General features: G+C 66.0%; 12 protein-coding genes. 2 read left to right on the top strand and 10 right to left on the bottom strand.

The window, feature by feature from the left end; genetic code table 11:
• Positions 1 to 104 precede the first annotated feature (104 nt).
• Both M0D43_RS08055 and M0D43_RS08060 read right to left on the bottom strand, forming a co-directional pair.
• Positions 105 to 2,198, bottom strand: a complete 2,094-nt coding sequence (locus M0D43_RS08055; protein WP_260808090.1) for a prolyl oligopeptidase family serine peptidase — start codon at positions 2,196 to 2,198, stop codon at positions 105 to 107.
• Between the two features lie 67 nt (positions 2,199 to 2,265).
• Complete coding sequence (locus M0D43_RS08060) at positions 2,266 to 2,577, bottom strand: hypothetical protein (protein WP_260808091.1); 312 nt, start codon at positions 2,575 to 2,577, stop codon at positions 2,266 to 2,268.
• Between the two features lie 383 nt (positions 2,578 to 2,960).
• Between M0D43_RS08060 and M0D43_RS08065 the strand changes: the two genes are divergently transcribed.
• On the top strand, positions 2,961 to 3,530 hold the full coding sequence (locus tag M0D43_RS08065; protein WP_252164231.1) for a lipocalin family protein: 570 nt from the start codon (positions 2,961 to 2,963) through the stop codon (positions 3,528 to 3,530).
• A 108-nt stretch (positions 3,531 to 3,638) separates the two neighbouring features.
• Here the strand turns inward: M0D43_RS08065 and M0D43_RS08070 are convergent, their stop codons facing one another.
• Positions 3,639 to 4,604 (bottom strand): helix-turn-helix transcriptional regulator, encoded by a 966-nt coding sequence (locus tag M0D43_RS08070; RefSeq protein ID WP_252164232.1) that lies wholly within the window; start codon positions 4,602 to 4,604, stop codon positions 3,639 to 3,641.
• Between the two features lie 582 nt (positions 4,605 to 5,186).
• Between M0D43_RS08070 and M0D43_RS08075 the strand changes: the two genes are divergently transcribed.
• Positions 5,187 to 5,993 carry a DUF481 domain-containing protein gene (locus tag M0D43_RS08075; protein WP_252164233.1) on the top strand — a complete coding sequence of 269 codons (807 nt, stop codon included), beginning with the start codon at positions 5,187 to 5,189 and terminating at the stop codon, positions 5,991 to 5,993.
• A 255-nt stretch (positions 5,994 to 6,248) separates the two neighbouring features.
• On the opposite strand, the gene hemC is transcribed toward M0D43_RS08075, so the two are convergent.
• From hemC to M0D43_RS08110, 7 genes are all read right to left on the bottom strand, one after another.
• On the bottom strand, positions 6,249 to 7,163 hold the full coding sequence (gene hemC, locus M0D43_RS08080; RefSeq protein ID WP_260808092.1) for a hydroxymethylbilane synthase: 915 nt from the start codon (positions 7,161 to 7,163) through the stop codon (positions 6,249 to 6,251).
• 30 nt (positions 7,164 to 7,193) lie between these two features.
• Positions 7,194 to 7,931, bottom strand: coding sequence for a LytR/AlgR family response regulator transcription factor (locus M0D43_RS08085; protein WP_162300984.1), 738 nt, complete (start codon positions 7,929 to 7,931; stop codon positions 7,194 to 7,196).
• Positions 7,932 to 7,962: 31 nt separating this feature from the next.
• A complete protein-coding gene (locus M0D43_RS08090) occupies positions 7,963 to 9,015 on the bottom strand; it encodes a sensor histidine kinase (RefSeq protein WP_252164234.1) in 1,053 nt (350 codons plus the stop codon).
• A 4-nt stretch (positions 9,016 to 9,019) separates the two neighbouring features.
• Positions 9,020 to 9,688, bottom strand: coding sequence for an alpha/beta hydrolase (locus M0D43_RS08095; RefSeq protein ID WP_252164235.1), 669 nt, complete (start codon positions 9,686 to 9,688; stop codon positions 9,020 to 9,022).
• 154 nt (positions 9,689 to 9,842) lie between these two features.
• Positions 9,843 to 11,780 (bottom strand): glucans biosynthesis glucosyltransferase MdoH, encoded by a 1,938-nt coding sequence (gene mdoH / locus M0D43_RS08100; RefSeq protein ID WP_260808093.1) that lies wholly within the window; start codon positions 11,778 to 11,780, stop codon positions 9,843 to 9,845.
• An 805-nt stretch (positions 11,781 to 12,585) separates the two neighbouring features.
• Entirely contained in the window at positions 12,586 to 14,235 is a 1,650-nt protein-coding gene (locus tag M0D43_RS08105) for a M28 family metallopeptidase (protein ID WP_260808094.1), read from the bottom strand.
• A 169-nt stretch (positions 14,236 to 14,404) separates the two neighbouring features.
• Positions 14,405 to 15,385 carry a GGDEF domain-containing protein gene (locus tag M0D43_RS08110; RefSeq protein WP_252164238.1) on the bottom strand — a complete coding sequence of 327 codons (981 nt, stop codon included), beginning with the start codon at positions 15,383 to 15,385 and terminating at the stop codon, positions 14,405 to 14,407.
• Between the last annotated feature and the right edge of the window lie 118 nt (positions 15,386 to 15,503).

Here is a 15,503-nt window from a genome sequence, read left to right on the forward strand (position 1 = left end):
CTATGTTTGTTTTGGTTTGAGCGAAAACGCCACGAGGCCGCTGCATCGTGCCGGCGGCTCCGTGTTGCGCTGCTCGTCGTGTAGGGCCTGTGCCAACCAATCAGTCAGTCAGCCAGGCGCTCCCACAGGAAGCTATACGCCAGTGCCGACATGTGCGCTGCCTGCGCGTTATTGGCTGCACCGCCGTGGCCGCCTTCGATATTCTCGTAGTAGGTCACGTCCTTGCCGGCCTCGATCATCTTGGCCGCCATCTTGCGGGCGTGGCCGGGATGCACGCGATCGTCGCGTGTGGAGGTCAGGAAGATCACCGGCGGGTAGGTCCTCTTCGGGTCGAACAGGTGGTACGGCGAGAAGGTCTGGATGAATTTCCAGTCGTCGGTATCGGGGTCGCCGTATTCGGCCATCCACGAGGCGCCGGCCAGCAGGTGGCTATAGCGCTTCATGTCCAGCAGCGGGACTTGCACCAGCACCGCGCCGAACAGCTCCGGATACCGGGTCAGCATGTTGCCGGTCATCAGGCCGCCATTGCTGCCGCCCTGCACGCCCAGATGCTTGGTCGAGGTGATCTTGCGCGCAACCAGATCCTTGGCCACCGCAGCCATGTCTTCATACGCCTTGTGGCGGTTCTGCTTGAGTGCGGCCTGGTGCCAGCGCGGGCCGTATTCGCCACCGCCGCGGATATTGGCCACCACGTAGACGCCGCCCTTTTCCAGCCAGGCGCGCCCCAGGCCACCGGAGTAATTGGGCGTCATCGAAATTTCGAAACCGCCGTAGCCGTACAGCAACGTCGGCGCACTGCCGTCGAGCTTCAAGGACTTCGGGCGCACCAGGAAATACGGCACCCGGGTGCCGTCCTTGCTGGTGGCGAAGTGCTGCTCGATGGTGTCCTTGCCGGCATCGAAGAACGCCGGCATGGTCTTGAGCGGCTGCGGTGCAGAGCCCACGTCCACCCACGACAACGTTGTGGGGGTCAGATAATCGGTGACGGTGAGCCACAGCGCATCGCTGTCGTCGCTGTCCACCGCGCTGACATCGACGGTGCCGAAGCTAGGCGCACCGACAAAGGCGCTCTTTTTCCAACCATCGCGCGATGGCGTGATCACGCTCAGACGGTTCTTGACGTCTTCCAGCACGTTCAACACCAGATGCGACTTGGTCCACGCCACGCCGGCCAACGAGGTCGTGTCAGTGGGCTCGAACAGCACATCGAAGTTGCGCTTGCCGGCCATGAAATCGTCGAAACGCGTGACCAGCAATGTGCCGGGCTTGTAGGTCTTACCGCCCACGGTCCAGGGTTCGCGCAGTTCCAGCGTCAGCCACTGGCGCTTGACCGACTTGCTGGCCGAATTGGGCACGTCCACCTTGACCAGCTTGCCGTCTGCGCCCTTGAGATACAGCTCGTCGTTGTAGAAGGCCAGCGTGCGGCTGACGAAATCGCGCTCGAATCCCGGGGTGTCTTCATGCATCGCCGCGATATACATATCGGTCGGCTTGCCTTCGTACACCATGGTCGCGGCAGTCAGCGGCGTGCCGCGCTTCCATTGCTTGGCGATGCGCGGGTAGCCGGAGCTGGTCATGCTGCCAGCGCCGAAATCGGTGAACACGTAGACGGTATCCTGGTCGATCCAGCCCAGGCCCCCCTTGGACTCGGGGCGGAAAAAGCCATCCTTGACCCACTGCTTGCTACCCAGATCGAACTCACGGGTGACATCGGCATCGGCACCGCCGCGCGAGAGCGCAATCAGGCAGCGCCGGTAGTCCGGACGCAGGCAGTCGGCGCCATGCCACACCCAGTTTTCGCCTTCGGCCTTGTTGAGCGCATCCAGGTCCAGCACCGTTTCCCACTTGGGCGATGCCTTGCGGTATTCGTCCAGCGTGGTGCGCCGCCACAGGCCGCGCTCGTGCTGCTTGTCCTTCCAGAAGTTGTAGTAAAACGCGCCGATCTTCTGCACGCCGGGAATCTTGGCGTCCGAATCCAGTACCTCGCGGATGCTGGTTTCCATCTGTTTGAACGCCGGCGTGCTGGCCAGCCGCGCTTCGGTCTTGGCGTTCTGGGTCTTGACCCAGTCCAGCGGCTTGGCGCCGGTGACATCTTCCAGCCAGGCGTAGGGATCGTTGGACACGGCGGTTTCCTCTGCAGAGACGGTGCCAGCGGCGATCAGACCGGCAACCAGGCAGATCGAGGCGAACTTGGGCATGCATGTTTCCGAAAAAACGAATGCCGGGACCGTAGCACAGCGCTCTGCGGGCCAACCCTGCCGAAGGTCAGGCTGCGCGCGCCTGTGTCGCCGTACGCGAAGGACTGCGGCGGCGCTGTGCTTGCGGCCCACGCCGGCGGGGCGCAACACGGCGCCCACCACGTCCTGCCAGGGTGGGCAAGGTAAATCGGTACAGGCTCCACCACGCCAGCATCGGCATGCCGACCAGCCATAGCGGCAACCAGCCGATCCACTCGCTGGTGCCACGCGCGGCCGGCCACACCAGGACCAGGGCCAGCCCGGCCAGGGCGATCTGCCGCACCGGGCGCAGCACACGCGGGTCAGGACGTTCGGAACGGGAAGAAGGACGATGCGACATGGCGGCACTCCGTGCAGGAAGGATCACAACAGGTCCGCAGGATTGCCGCAGTCCATCTCACCGGCTGCGACCTTGACGCGGGCCTGTGCGGCGCGTGGTTCGGGCGCCGTCTCAGGGGCACACAGGCTCGGCGCGATCGCAGCTGCTGACAGCTGCGATGTCGGCGTCCCGTCGCCCCATACGCCAGCGGCGACGGGCCTGCTGCCGCGCGCCACACCTCTGTGGTTGCAACGCCAACGCCTGATCGGTGCCCGTCAGCCGGTCCCGACCGCCCACAATCCGCTGAAGACACGCCGGCACCGATGCCAGGCACGACCGTTGACGCGAACTTGCCCCCTGCATGCGGTAGTGTGCTGCTCCAACTGCCTCCTTGTGATGTTGCGATGCGCCTGACCGTTACGATCGCCCTCGCTTTTCTGCTCGTCCTCGGCCTGCCCGTGGCACACGCCAAGGACACGTCCGCCACCGAGCCGGCAGTCGATCTGTCCAAGATCATGGGCACCTGGTACGTGATTGCGCGCATGCCCAACGCGGTCGAGCGTGGTCACGTCACCAGTCGCGATGAATACACCCTGGTCGAAGACGGCAAGGTGGCGGTGCGCTATCTGTATCGCGACGGGTTCGGCGAACCGGAAAAGGAAGTCAATGCGCGCGCCTCGGTGGATGCCGACAGCGGCAACCGCGATTGGCGGGTGTGGTTCTACAAGGTGATCCCGGCCAAGCAACGCATCCTGGAAATCGCCCCGGACGGCTCCTGGATGCTGATCTCCTACCCGGGCCGCGACCTGGCCTGGATCTTCTCGCGCAAGCCGGACATGAGCCGCGACCAGTACCGTACGCTGGTCAACAAGATGCGCGACGACTATTCGATCTACACCGACAAACTCAAGCGCGTACCGCAGCTGCGCGAACAGGTGGATCGCCTGGGCTTTGAAGTTCCGAACAAGCGCTGAGCACTCTTGGTCGTATTGCCCAGGCGCCGGGTCAGTGGCGCATTGTCGATCCTCATGCATGCACGCGCCGCAATCGCCACGCGGCGCAGGGATTACTGCCGGCCAGGCTCAGTCGTAATTGCTCAATGCCAGCGACAACAACGCCTTGGCCTGCTCGCGCAACGACATGGGCTCGACGATTTCCGCATCCGAGCCGTAGTGCAGCACGTCCATCAGCAGTTCGCGCGAATTGCTGTACGGCACCTTGAGCTCGTAACGGCCATCGGGCAGAAAGCGGCCCTGCTGCTTGGAATGCCAATGTTCGTCGGCGACCCAGCGCGCGGCCTTGGCACTGAACACGATGGTCGCCCAGCCCTTGGGCGCCCCGGAGAAAATCCCGTAGCTGGCGGCCAGCTGCTCGTCCAATTCGCTGTCGGGCACATCGCGCGGGGCGGCCTCGAGCAGGCGCGCATGGTTGATGCGGTCCACCGCAAAGCTACGCACACCATCGCGGCCGTGGTCCCACGCGTCCAGATACCAGTTGTCGCGGTAATGGGTGATGCGCTGCGGCGACACCGTGCGCTTGGTCGATTCATCGGTAGAACGCGCGCGGTAATCGAAGCTCAGCTGCTTGCGCTCCAGCACGCCGGACGCCACGGTGCGGAAGCTGGCTTCGTCCAACTTGCGGCCGCGGTGCGGAATGACGCGCACCCGATCCACCGGCCACTGCGAGACGCCGGCCTGGGCAGCGAGCAAGCCTTCGATACGTTGCTGCAGCGGTGCCAGCATCGAAGACAACACGCCGCCGCCGGTCCGCGCGAGCAATTGTTGCGACGCCAGTAGCGCGTGCAGCTCTTCCGAGCTCAACCACAGCCCCGGCAATTCAAAGCGGTCGCTCTCGCCGGAGAGATAGCGGAAGCCGGATTCACCGTCGCCTTCTACCGGCGCCATCAGCGCATCGCGCAGAAACGCCAGATCGCGGTAGACGGTTGCGCGGGAACAGCTCAGCTCATCCTGCAGCCGCGCCACCGTGACCGGATAGCGTGCCGATTTGAGCAAGCGATGCAGGGAGTTGATGCGTTCATAGCGGTCCATGCGTCGATTATGTCCGAAGTCTTTGCGCGGCGTGGTGAGCATCGCCGTCTGGCGATGGGCCGCTGGCGATAGGCAGAGAGCGGCGAGTGCCCAGAGTACGTCCGACCCAGGTGCATGGTCTGTTGGGTCGGTCGCAACATCCACAGCGTGCCGGGGGTCGAGCCAGCGTTTGCCCAGACCGGTGGGCGGCAGGTGTTGCCAGTGTCGCTTGCCTGCTGACGCAGGGGTCACTCGGAGCCGTGCCATGTACCGGGCTCGGGTTACCTCTGACGCCGCCAGGTGCCGATTGCCATCGCAAGCGCCGATACGCAGGTCGCTCCGGCCCACGCCTAGAGCCTAGCGCCTCGCCCGAACCATACTTGGTCATATCAGCTACGAGCGACCGCCCCCGGCCATGCCGCCAGCCACAGTTCCCCTTGCTGTCGCCATTTGCACACGACCTGGCAGATCGGCCCGGCAGCGCGGTGTCCTGCGCCCGAACCCTCAATGAAGCGGCACGTTCACTTGGCAATAACGGCACCGCACAGTCCGTTATCATGAAATCGCTTTCACCCATCCCCTGCCCTCCAAAGCGAGCTGCCAATGTCCCGCCGTGCCCCGTTGCCTGCCCTGTTGCCACTGTTGTTGATCACGCCCGCTGTGTGGGCCCAGTCGATCGCGGTCGCGCCGACGCCGGTCGACCCTGCCGCTGCGCTGGTGCCCTCGCCCTGGAGCGGCAGCAGCGGCGAGCTGGGCTATGCCGCTGCCCACGGCAACAGCACCACCGACAGCCTCAACGGCCGTGTGCGCCTGCGCTACACCGACGGCGATTGGATCCACAGCCTGGATGCCACCGCGCTGCGTTCGAGCTCGGAATACACCAACACCAACGAGGACGGCAGCACCACGCGCGAACGCCAGACCACTGCCGAGCGTTACACCGGCAGCGTCGGCAGCGCACTGCAGCTGGGCGAACACCGCCAGCTGACTGCCACCGGCCGCTACGAGCATGACGACTTCGCCACCTACGACCGCCTGGCCACCTTCGGTATCGGCTACGGCACGCGCCTGATCGACGCCGACCGGTTCTATCTGGACGCGCAGGTGGGCCCGGGTGTGCGCCGCGCGCACAACAGCAACGAAGACCGCAACGAAACCGGCCTGATCGGCCGCGGCCTGTTCGACCTGAAGTACACCGTCACCGACAACACCGATGTGATCAACACGCTGCTGGTGGAATCGGGCGAATACAACACCTACGCGCAGAACGATTTCGGCGTGCAGGTCAGCATGAACTCGCATTTTGCGCTCAAGGCTGCGTGGCAGATGCGCCACAACAGCGAGGTCAGCGACGGCGACAAGAAGACCGATACGCTGACGACGGTCAATCTGGTTTACACGTTCAAGTAAGCGATTGGCGCTCTGTAGGAGCGGCTTGGGCCGCGCGGGCTTTCCCCGTGAAGCCCGCGGTGGTTGTGCTGGCGATGGCCTCCCGGTAACGCTTCTCGCGGCCAAGGCCGCTCCTACCAGGAGTGCGTGCTGCGGGTAGGCCGCATCGCCGCGATGCGGCGTTGGGTTTGCTCAGTGGCGACCGCGTCGGTGCAGTGACGTCAGATGCCGCTGGCGGTATGGATCAAGTCGCGACGCGTGAGCGCCGCAGTCGCGTCACAGCTCGGCCAGCAGCTGCGCGGCGCCCTTGTCGAACAGGCCTTGCGCAACGCGGCGGCCCAGGTCTTCGGTAGCTTCGGCGCTGCCGTGCGCGCCGGCATGGATCAAGCGGCCGTCGCTGGCGCTGCCGACCATGCCCTGCAGGAACAAACCCCCGCCTTCCCAGCGCGCGAAAGCGGCCACCGGCACATGACAGCTGCCGTGCAGCGCGCGATTCATGGCCCGCTCGGCTTCCACGCAGGCGCGCGTGCGGCGAGCATCCAGCACCGCCAGCCATCTGTGGATGCGCGCATCGTCGCCACGGCATTCCACCGCTACCGCGCCTTGCGCAGGCGCCGGCAACCATTCCGGCGCATCCAGCCGCGCGCTGATGCGTGCGTCCAACCCGAGCCGCTGCAGGCCAGCACAGGCCAGCACGATGGCGTCGTAGCCACCGTTGTCGAGCTTCGCCAGCCGCGTGTTGACGTTGCCGCGCAGGTCGATCAACTCCAGGTCCGGGCGCGCAGCGCGCAACTGCGCCTGGCGACGCAACGAAGACGTGCCCACGCGTGCGCCCAGCGGCAGCGCCTGCAGGCTGGCGTAGAGATTGGACACCAGCGCATCGGCCGGGTCGCCACGCTCCAGGATCGCCGGCAGCACGAACGGGGCGTCCAGTTCCATCGGTACATCCTTGAGCGAATGCACGGCGCAATCGGCTTCGCCGCGCAACATCGCCAGCTCCAGCTCCTTCAGGAACAGACCCTTGCCACCGATCGCGGCGAGCGAGCGGTCCAGCACTTCGTCGCCACGGGTGCTCATCGGCACCAGCACGACCTCCAATCCGGGGTGGTGCTGACGCAACGCGGCGGCGACGTGTTCGCTCTGCCAAAGGGCGAGCGGGCTTTTGCGGGTGGCGATACGGAGCGTGGTCATGCCGGCATTATCGCGGAGCCGGCGCAGAACTCACAGTTGACGCAATTGATCGCGCAGGCTGGCCACGCAACGACGGCTCACTTCCAGGGTTTGCGGCACGTTGCGCAGTACCGCGTGCACCTGACCATCGCCGCTACGACGCAATTCCACCAGTTCGTCGCGCGCTACCAGGCAATTGCGATGGATACGCACCAGGCGGTCGGCGAATTCGTCTTCCAACGATTTCAGCGACTCTTCGATCAGGTCTTCGCCACGGGCGTGGTGGACGATGACGTACTTCTCTTCGGCCTGCAGGTAGCGGATGTCGCCGATGGCGATCAGCCGCAGGCTGCCACGTAGACGCGCGCACAGGTGGGTGCGCAACGGACGCGGCGCGACGCCGGGCACGCGCCCGGCCAAAAACGTGGCGACCTTTTCCAGGGCCGCGGCCAAACGTTCCGGGCGTACCGGTTTCATCAGGTAATCCAGCGCAGCGGCGTCGAACGCCGACAGGGCATGCTGGTCGTAGGCGGTGCAGAACACCACCGCCGGCGGCGGCTGGCTCTGGCGCAGCAGCCGCGCGGTTTCCAGGCCGTCGACGCCGGGCATGGCGATGTCCAGCAACACCAGGTCCGGATGCAGCTGCTCGCACTGCTGCAGGACCTGCTGGCCGTTTTCGGCCTCGCCGATCACCTCGACCTGCGGATGCTCGCCCAGCAGCATGCGCAGGCGCTCGCGCGCCAGTGGCTCGTCATCGGCGATCAGCACCCGCACTTGCGTGGCCGTCATGGACATCCCCCTCGCTGCAGTGACTTTCCCCTCACGGCAGCGGCAATGTGATCTCGCAGGCATAGTAGCCTTCAGCCCAGCTGGCCGCCATCCGTGCCCCGGCACCGAACTGAAACGCCAGCCGGTGCGAGATGCTGGCCTGCGCATGCCCGGCGCCGGCGAGCAGCGGCAACTGGGTTCCCGGTTGCGGAGCGGGGTTGACGATGCGGATCTGCAACTGGCTGCCGCGCTGGCGCAGCGACAGGTACAGCGTGCCGCCCTCGGGCATGCGCGAGACCCCGTGCAACACCGCGTTTTCGACCAGTGGCTGCAGCACCAGGCGCGGCATCGGCAGCTCCCATGGCAGCGGTTCCTGGCGGTGCCAGCGCACCTGCAGGCGCTCACCCAGGCGCAGGGACTCGATGGCCAGATAGCGCTCGGCCAGCTCGCACTCGGCACGCAGGGTGGACACGCCTTCGCCGGCGCCGAGCGCGGCGCGAAACAGATCCGACAGATCCAGCACCGCCTGCTCGGCCACCACCGGGTCGCGCCGCAGCAGGCTGGCGATCAGGTTCATGCTGTTGAACAGGAAGTGCGGGCGGATGCGTGCCTGCAAGGCGTCGGCTTCGGCACGCGCGTTGGCCTGCACTTGCGCTTCCCAGCGGTCGCTGACGTAGAAATAGCGCAGCGCCAGCGCGGTGATCAGCACCACCGTGGCGGCGCTGCCCAGGGTGAAGCGCCAGAAACCGACCAACGGACCAAGCGGGGCCTGGCCCAGGACGGCGTACAGCCCGTACACGATGCCGGCGCCCAGCATCGCCACCAGCGCGGCGATCAGCAGCGCGGCCAGCCCACCCAGCCTGGCCGGCAGTCGCGACAGCGAAGGCCGCAGTGCACACAACAACACGGTGACTGCCAGCGCCAGCCAGAGCGCCAGGCCGCTGGCCGAGACGAAGCGCGACAGGGTGATGCTGCGGGCGGCACCGGCATCGGGCACCAGGGTTACCACCAGCACCACCAGTTCGGCCAGCCCCAGCATCGCGCCCAACCGTGGCAGCCGGCACAGGTCCGGCATCCAGGCGATCTGCGGCGCGGGCTGGGCCATGGGATCAGGCGGCGGTGAAGCGCGCCTGCATCCAGTCGCGCAAGGCCTCGATCTCTTCCAGGCAGACCTGGTGGCCCATCGGATAGGTGTGCCAGTCCAGGGCGAAGCCGAGCGTGCGCAAGGTCTGCATGCTGGCCTGGCCGGCCGCGAACGGCACCACCGGATCGGCCGTGCCATGCGCCATAAACAGTGGCTGGCGGGTTGCGGCCGACTGCAGCTGGGTGGCGGCCGCGGTGGGATCCGGCAGATAGGTCGACAGCGCGATCAACCCGGCCAGCGGCACGCTGCGCTGCAGGCCCACCGCCAACGTCACGGCGCCGCCTTGCGAGAAGCCGGCCAGCAGCATGCGTTCGGGCGCGATGCCGCGCGACTGCTCATGGGCGATCAAGGCCTCGACCTGGGCCACCGATTCGGCAATGCCGGCCTTGTCGGCACGGCTGGCGAAGTCCATGCCGACGATGTCGTACCAGCCGCGCATGCGCACGCCGTTATTGATGGTAATCGGGCGGATCGGCGCATGCGGGAAGACAAAGCGCAGCGCCGGCCAGTCCGGGCGCACCAGCTCGGGCACCATCGGAGCGAAGTCGCTGCCATCGGCGCCCAGGCCGTGCAGCCACAGCACGCTCCATTGCGGGTTCGGTCCGGTCTCGCGTTCGATCACTTCCAGCATCATCCAGCTCCGCTTGCGGGCTGGGCATTATGCCTTGTGCGACGGGCGGGCCAGATCACCCGCACGCAGACGGCGATGCGCGCATGTAGCCGCAACGGGCAGCCACTCCACAACGTCCCACCGGCGCTGGATCAGCATGACCAGCACCGGTGCGGACTCAGATCAGCGACGGTTCCAGCGCGGCGGCGCGGCGCAGCTCGGATGCGCGCACCAGCACCTTGGGCGGATCGAGCTCTTCGGGGATGCAGAAGATGCCCGCACGGCGCAGGGCCAGACCGCTGCGACGCAGCGAGGTCAGCGCCACCACCGGAATCGACAGCGCCATGCCCACGATCACCGGCGCCATCCAGGCCGCCAGCGACGGCGAGACGGTGTAGGCCACCGCGCCCATGAACAGGCCGAACACGGTCAGCCCGCCGTAGCTGCGCAACAGCGCCGGCCACGACAGCTTGCCGTCGTCGCGCACCTGCGCGTCCCAGCCCGAATCCTTGCCGGCCAGCACTTCGAACACGCCACGCGACTGCAGGTACATCACCACCGGCGCCATCAACGCGGCCAGCACGGTTTCCAGCAGGATGCTCAGCAGCGCGCGAATGGCGCCGCCGCAGGCACGCAGTTCGCGCGGGTTGAGCAGCAGCGCGATGTAGCCCAGCAGCTTGGGCGCCAGCAGCACGAACATGGTGCAGACGAAGATCCAGATCGCATTGCCCTGGCTGCTGCCATGCCAGTAACGGGCGGGCGAGAACGGCAGGTCGCCGGCCAGATCGATGCCGCCGCCGGCCAGCGGAATGCCGATGCCGATCAGCATCAGCAGGCCCCACATCGGCGCGGTGAAGTAATGGCCGATGCCGATCAGCATGTGCATGCGGCTGATCCAGTGCAGGCCCTTGGCGCTGACCACCTTGGCGTGCTGCAGGTTGCCCTGGCACCAGCGGCGGTCGCGGATCAGCAGGTCGGTCAGTGTGGGCGGGCCCTCTTCGTAGCTGCCCTGCAGGTACGGCACCATGTGCATGGCCCAGCCGCCCCGCCGCATCAGTGCCGCTTCGACAAAGTCGTGGCTGAGCACGTGGCCGCCGAACGGCTTGCGCCCGCGCAGCGACGGCAAGCCGGCATGATCGGCGAAAGCCTGGGTGCGGATGATCGCGTTATGGCCCCAGTAATTGCTCTCGGCGCCATGCCACCAGGCCACGCCGAAGGCGATGATCGGGCCATACACGCGGCCGCCGAACTGCTGCATGCGGGCGAACAGCGTCTGCCCGTTGACCACCGCCGGCAGGGTCTGGATCAGACCCACGTCCGGGTTGTTTTCCATGCCCGCGACCAGCCGCACGATGGTGTCGCCGGTCATCACGCTGTCGGCGTCCAGGATCAGCATCTGCGGATAGCTGCCGCCGAAGCGGCGCACCCAGTCGGCCACGTTGCCGGCCTTGCGTGCGGCGTTGTCGGCGCGACGGCGGTAGAAGATGCGGCCATGCCCGCCAACGCGGTCGCAAAGTTCGCTGTACACCAGTTCCTCGGCGCGGCCGATGTGCTCGCGGGTGGTGTCGCTGAGGACGAAGAAGTCGAAGTGCTCCAGCTGCCCGGTTTCGGCCACCGATTCGTAGATCGCCTGCAGGCCGGCCAGCAACCGGCGCGGATCTTCGTTATACGTTGGCATCAACAGCGCGGTGCGTGAGCGCAGCGCGGGCAGCGATTCGTCCGGGTCGATGCCGAGCTTGCGCCCGGCTCGGGCCACGACGGTGACGAAGCCGGCCACGGCGCTGGCGAAGGACATGGCGATCCAGGCGAACAGCAGGATGAACAGTCCAAGCAGGCAGCCTTCCAGCACACTGATGCCGTCAGGCCACAGCACGCTGAGCATCACCCACACCGCAACGGCAGTGGTGGCGAAGGTGCCGCCGATCAGATAGAAGCGCCGCACGCCGATGCCGGCTGGCGAGGTGCGCTGGTGACGCACTTGCAGGCTACCTTCGCGCAAGTTCTGCTCGGGCATTGCCAACGGCGCTTCCGGCGGCAGCGTGGGCTGACCGGCATCAAGCGCAGAAACGGGGGGCATTGCAGTGGGTGTCGGGGAACGAGTCACGGTGCCATCCATCAGGGCTGCCCGTCGCGCGAGGGCGACAGTGCGGGCTGAAACGGGAGGTCCATCCCCGCCATGCAGTGCAATGTTGCCTGGCACGCGGTGACGCGGGCGAGCCCGACGGTGTGCGACCAAGATGCTCTGAAACCACTCCGATGCACAAGTTCTCCTGGCTGCGACCTCACGCCGCGGCTCATCTTAAAGAATCGACCGTTAAAGGAACGAAGGCCGCTTTGCGGTCTTCGCCCCTCCCAACGAGGACCGCGCGGCAGACTACGACGCAGCGACCGAACGCAACCCCAACAGATTGCAGTGTGACGTGGACGCTGTCACGGGCCACCGGCAACCCTGTCATACGGGAGAAGTGCAATTGGTGTGCCAAGACGTGCAATCGGTTGCAGTGACGGAGTGTTGGCGGTACAGCGGCATTCGATACGGTCAAGCCCTTAGGTCCAATGCCTGGCAGTGCGTGCGCGCAGTGCACCCGGCGTTTGCGGGACAACGCGCCAGCCAATTGCTGGTTGCTTGCCCAACGACAATCGGGAGTCCGGGGCGTTGCGTTGTGCGGATGCGTTCGGTGACTTGGGGCAAAGCCTGGGTGCTCGAATGCGCGTTCCCTCGCCGCTTGCAAGACTCGCCGTGAACGCATCTGTGCGGGAGCAGCGAGGACACCGCACCAGAACAGGTGCAGGTGGCGATGGCCAACGAGAACAAGCACCCGGCAGGCAACGCACACTCAAAGCGGCATGTACACCCACGACATGCCGCACGAGCAACCGCAGCGCGCCTGATCGCCGAGCAACAGCGTTGTCAGCGGTTGTTACTTGCGTGCCGCCTCGCTGGCGTCGCGGGTGGCGCGGAACTCCGAGTCTTGGCTCCAGTTCGGCCACTGACGCGAATCGGCCAGCTGCTGGCCTAGCGCATACAACACGCCCAAGTCGCGTTCGGCGCCGGCGAACGTCCAATCCGGCTTCCATTCGTCGCCTTGCTGGTGATAGCGCTTGGCGGTGTAGTCGTCGGCCGCGGCCTTGCCTGCCGCCACGCCGCCCACTTCCCAATCCTGGCCGGCTGCATACGACAGCGCCGGCACGCCGCGCTTGGCGAAGGAAAAATGATCGGAGCGGAAGAAATAGCCGGCCTGCGGTTTGGGATCGGGCGTGTAGCGCAGCTTGGATTGCGCGGCGACGCTCTTCAGTTGATCGAGCAGTTCGAGTTTTGCGGTGCCGTAGATACCGAAATCGCGCGCAGGCACGAACGGGTTCATGCCGTCCATGTTGATCACCGCCACCGTGGTGTCCAGCGGGTACAGCGGCTTGGAGGCGTAGAACTCCGAACCTAGCAGGCCCTTCTCTTCGGCGGTGACGGCCAGGAACACCACCGAGCGCTCGGGCTTTGGCCCCTTGGCGAAAGCGCGTGCCAGTTCCAGCAGCGCGGCGGTACCGCTGGCGTTGTCCAATGCACCATTGAAGATGGTGTCGCCCCGTGCATCCGGCTTGCCGACGCCGATGTGGTCCCAGTGCGCGCTGTAGATCAGCGTTTCGTTGGGACGCTTGCGACCTTCCAGCCGCGCCACGACGTTGTGCGAAGTGATCACGTCGGATTTGATTTGGTAGCTGGCGCTCAAGCGCTGGTTCTTGAGTTCGACCGGCTTGAAGCCGCGCGTCTGCGCCCGCTTCTTCAAGGTCTCGAAATCCAGTCCGGCATGCGTGAACAGCTCGGTGGCCAGATCGCGCTGGATCCAGCCTTCCAGCGTGGGATGCGCGCTGCGCGGGTTATCGCGCACCACATCGAACATGGTGTTGGTGTTGGAGCTGGCCACCGTGTCCCAGCCGTACGAGGCCGGTGCGGTGTCGTGCACCACCAACACGCCGAGTGCGCCCTGGCGCGCGCCCTCTTCGTACTTGTAGGTCCAACGGCCGTAGTAGGTCATGCCGACGCCGTCGAAATCACCCTTGCCGGTTTCGAAATCCGGGTCGTTGATCAGCACCACGGCGATCTTGCCCTTCAAGTCCACACCCTTGAAGTCGTCCCAGTTGCGCTCCGGCGCCTTGACGCCGTAGCCGACGAACACCAGCGGCGCGTTGGCAATATCCACCGTGGATGAGCCATCCAGTGCGGCGCGGATAGCGATTTCCTTGCCCTGGGTCAGCGCTTGCGGCTTGCCGGCGTTCTGCACGGCAATCGTCGGCGTGCCGACGATATCGGCGCGCCGCAATGGCACGGCCTGGGTCCAGGCACGCTTGCCGCTGCTCAGATCGCCGCCCGGCTGCAGGCCGGCCTCGGCGAACTGCTTGCTCAGGTAGGCAATGGTCTTTTCTTCGCCGGCAGTGGCCGGGCCGCGGCCTTCATAGGCGTCGGAGGCCAGTTCCTTGACGTCGCGCGAGATGCGCGCGCCATCGAAACTCGGCGTTGCCGCCATCAGCGCGGTCGAGACCGCCATCGCCAGAAGTCCTACGGCAACTCGCTTCATTGCACACCCCACAGCATGGATAGCACTGGAGTGTAGCCAGCATCGCGTGCAGGCCGATACCTGCAGCTGCGCCGATGCGTGCAGTGCCATTGCGCTGTGACCGGATGAAGGTCGATGCGTTTGTCTATGGCCAATGGGCCGCTGGCCTGTTTCAACGCGGCGCGGCGGCTCAGAACAGATCGACGCTGCCCACCGGTTGCGTCACCTGCTGCAACTGCCCGCCGGCAATCAGCTCGGCATAGACCGCCGCGCGATTGCGGCCGTGTTGCTTGGCCCAGTACAGCGCCTTGTCGGCTTCGTCCAGCATTTCGCTGATCAGCCGGCCGTGGGTCAGTTCGACGATGCCCGTACTGAGCGTGACCTTCCCCACCTGCGGGAACAGGTGCTCGGCCACGGCCAGCCGGAACCGTTCAAACAGACTCACCGCGGTATCGCGGCCCACCCCGCGCAACACGATCACGAACTCTTCGCCGCCGAAGCGGAACAGCAGGTCGTCTTGGCGAAACGTACGTTGCATCAGCTGGGCAACCAATAGCAGTACTTCGTCGCCGTACAGATGCCCGAAGGTGTCGTTGACGCGCTTGAAGTGATCGATGTCGACGATGCCCAGCCACACGTCCTGCTCGGCTGCGGATTCGGCACCACCCGCAAACTGCCGCAGGATCACATCGTCGAAGGTTTTGCGGTTGCGCAGGCCGGTCAGCGTGTCGCGCTGGGCGTCGTCGAGCAGGCTACGGTAATTCTGGAAGAAGCGCGCAAAGCCCTGCAGCATCGCTTGCTCGGCACTGCCGGGAATGCGTGCACCGCCCACCCGCAGGCAGGTGCGGATGCCGCGCGCTTCCATCATCGGGTAGACCAGCAAGGCGCGGCCATCTTCCTGCAGCTGCACCACATCGCCCGGCCCGTGCACCTCGGCCAGCTGCGCACGCGTCTGCGCATCGTGGATCTCGGCCACCGTCAGCGACAGCCGGCCGTCGTCGCGTAGACGCGTTTCGGCCATGCTGCGGCCGTCCGGGGCGATGCGCAGCAGCGACAGTTCTTCGGTAGCGCAGACCTCGCGCATGGTACGCAACAGGCTGAGGTCGAGCAGATCGGCATCACGGATGGCGGTCAGGTCCACCATCCGTTCCAGCAAGGGTGCGTTGGTCATGAGCGCGCTCCCCCGGGAACAGACACGCGCCCGCAGCGCCGGGCAGGGCATGCAGACACACACCTCGGGCTGGAACGCACTGGCTTCACGGCAACGCCCGGCAATCAGTATGCCGACT

Origin of the sequence: Xanthomonas prunicola (assembly GCF_025266575.1) — a bacterium.
Lineage (GTDB): Bacteria > Pseudomonadota > Gammaproteobacteria > Xanthomonadales > Xanthomonadaceae > Xanthomonas > Xanthomonas prunicola.

Excerpts from the sequence above, each read along its gene's own strand:
- M0D43_RS08055 (WP_260808090.1), bottom strand. The coding sequence starts at position 2,198 with ATGCCCAAGTTCGCCTCGATCTGCCTGGTTGCCGGTCTGATCGCCGCT.
- M0D43_RS08060 (WP_260808091.1), bottom strand. The coding sequence starts at position 2,577 with ATGTCGCATCGTCCTTCTTCCCGTTCCGAACGTCCTGACCCGCGTGTG.
- M0D43_RS08065 (WP_252164231.1), top strand. The coding sequence starts at position 2,961 with ATGCGCCTGACCGTTACGATCGCCCTCGCTTTTCTGCTCGTCCTCGGC.
- M0D43_RS08070 (WP_252164232.1), bottom strand. The coding sequence starts at position 4,604 with ATGGACCGCTATGAACGCATCAACTCCCTGCATCGCTTGCTCAAATCG.
- M0D43_RS08075 (WP_252164233.1), top strand. The coding sequence starts at position 5,187 with ATGTCCCGCCGTGCCCCGTTGCCTGCCCTGTTGCCACTGTTGTTGATC.
- hemC (WP_260808092.1), bottom strand. The coding sequence starts at position 7,163 with ATGACCACGCTCCGTATCGCCACCCGCAAAAGCCCGCTCGCCCTTTGG.
- M0D43_RS08085 (WP_162300984.1), bottom strand. The coding sequence starts at position 7,931 with ATGACGGCCACGCAAGTGCGGGTGCTGATCGCCGATGACGAGCCACTG.
- M0D43_RS08090 (WP_252164234.1), bottom strand. The coding sequence starts at position 9,015 with ATGGCCCAGCCCGCGCCGCAGATCGCCTGGATGCCGGACCTGTGCCGG.
- M0D43_RS08095 (WP_252164235.1), bottom strand. The coding sequence starts at position 9,688 with ATGATGCTGGAAGTGATCGAACGCGAGACCGGACCGAACCCGCAATGG.
- mdoH (WP_260808093.1), bottom strand. The coding sequence starts at position 11,780 with ATGGATGGCACCGTGACTCGTTCCCCGACACCCACTGCAATGCCCCCC.
- M0D43_RS08105 (WP_260808094.1), bottom strand. The coding sequence starts at position 14,235 with ATGAAGCGAGTTGCCGTAGGACTTCTGGCGATGGCGGTCTCGACCGCG.
- M0D43_RS08110 (WP_252164238.1), bottom strand. The coding sequence starts at position 15,385 with ATGACCAACGCACCCTTGCTGGAACGGATGGTGGACCTGACCGCCATC.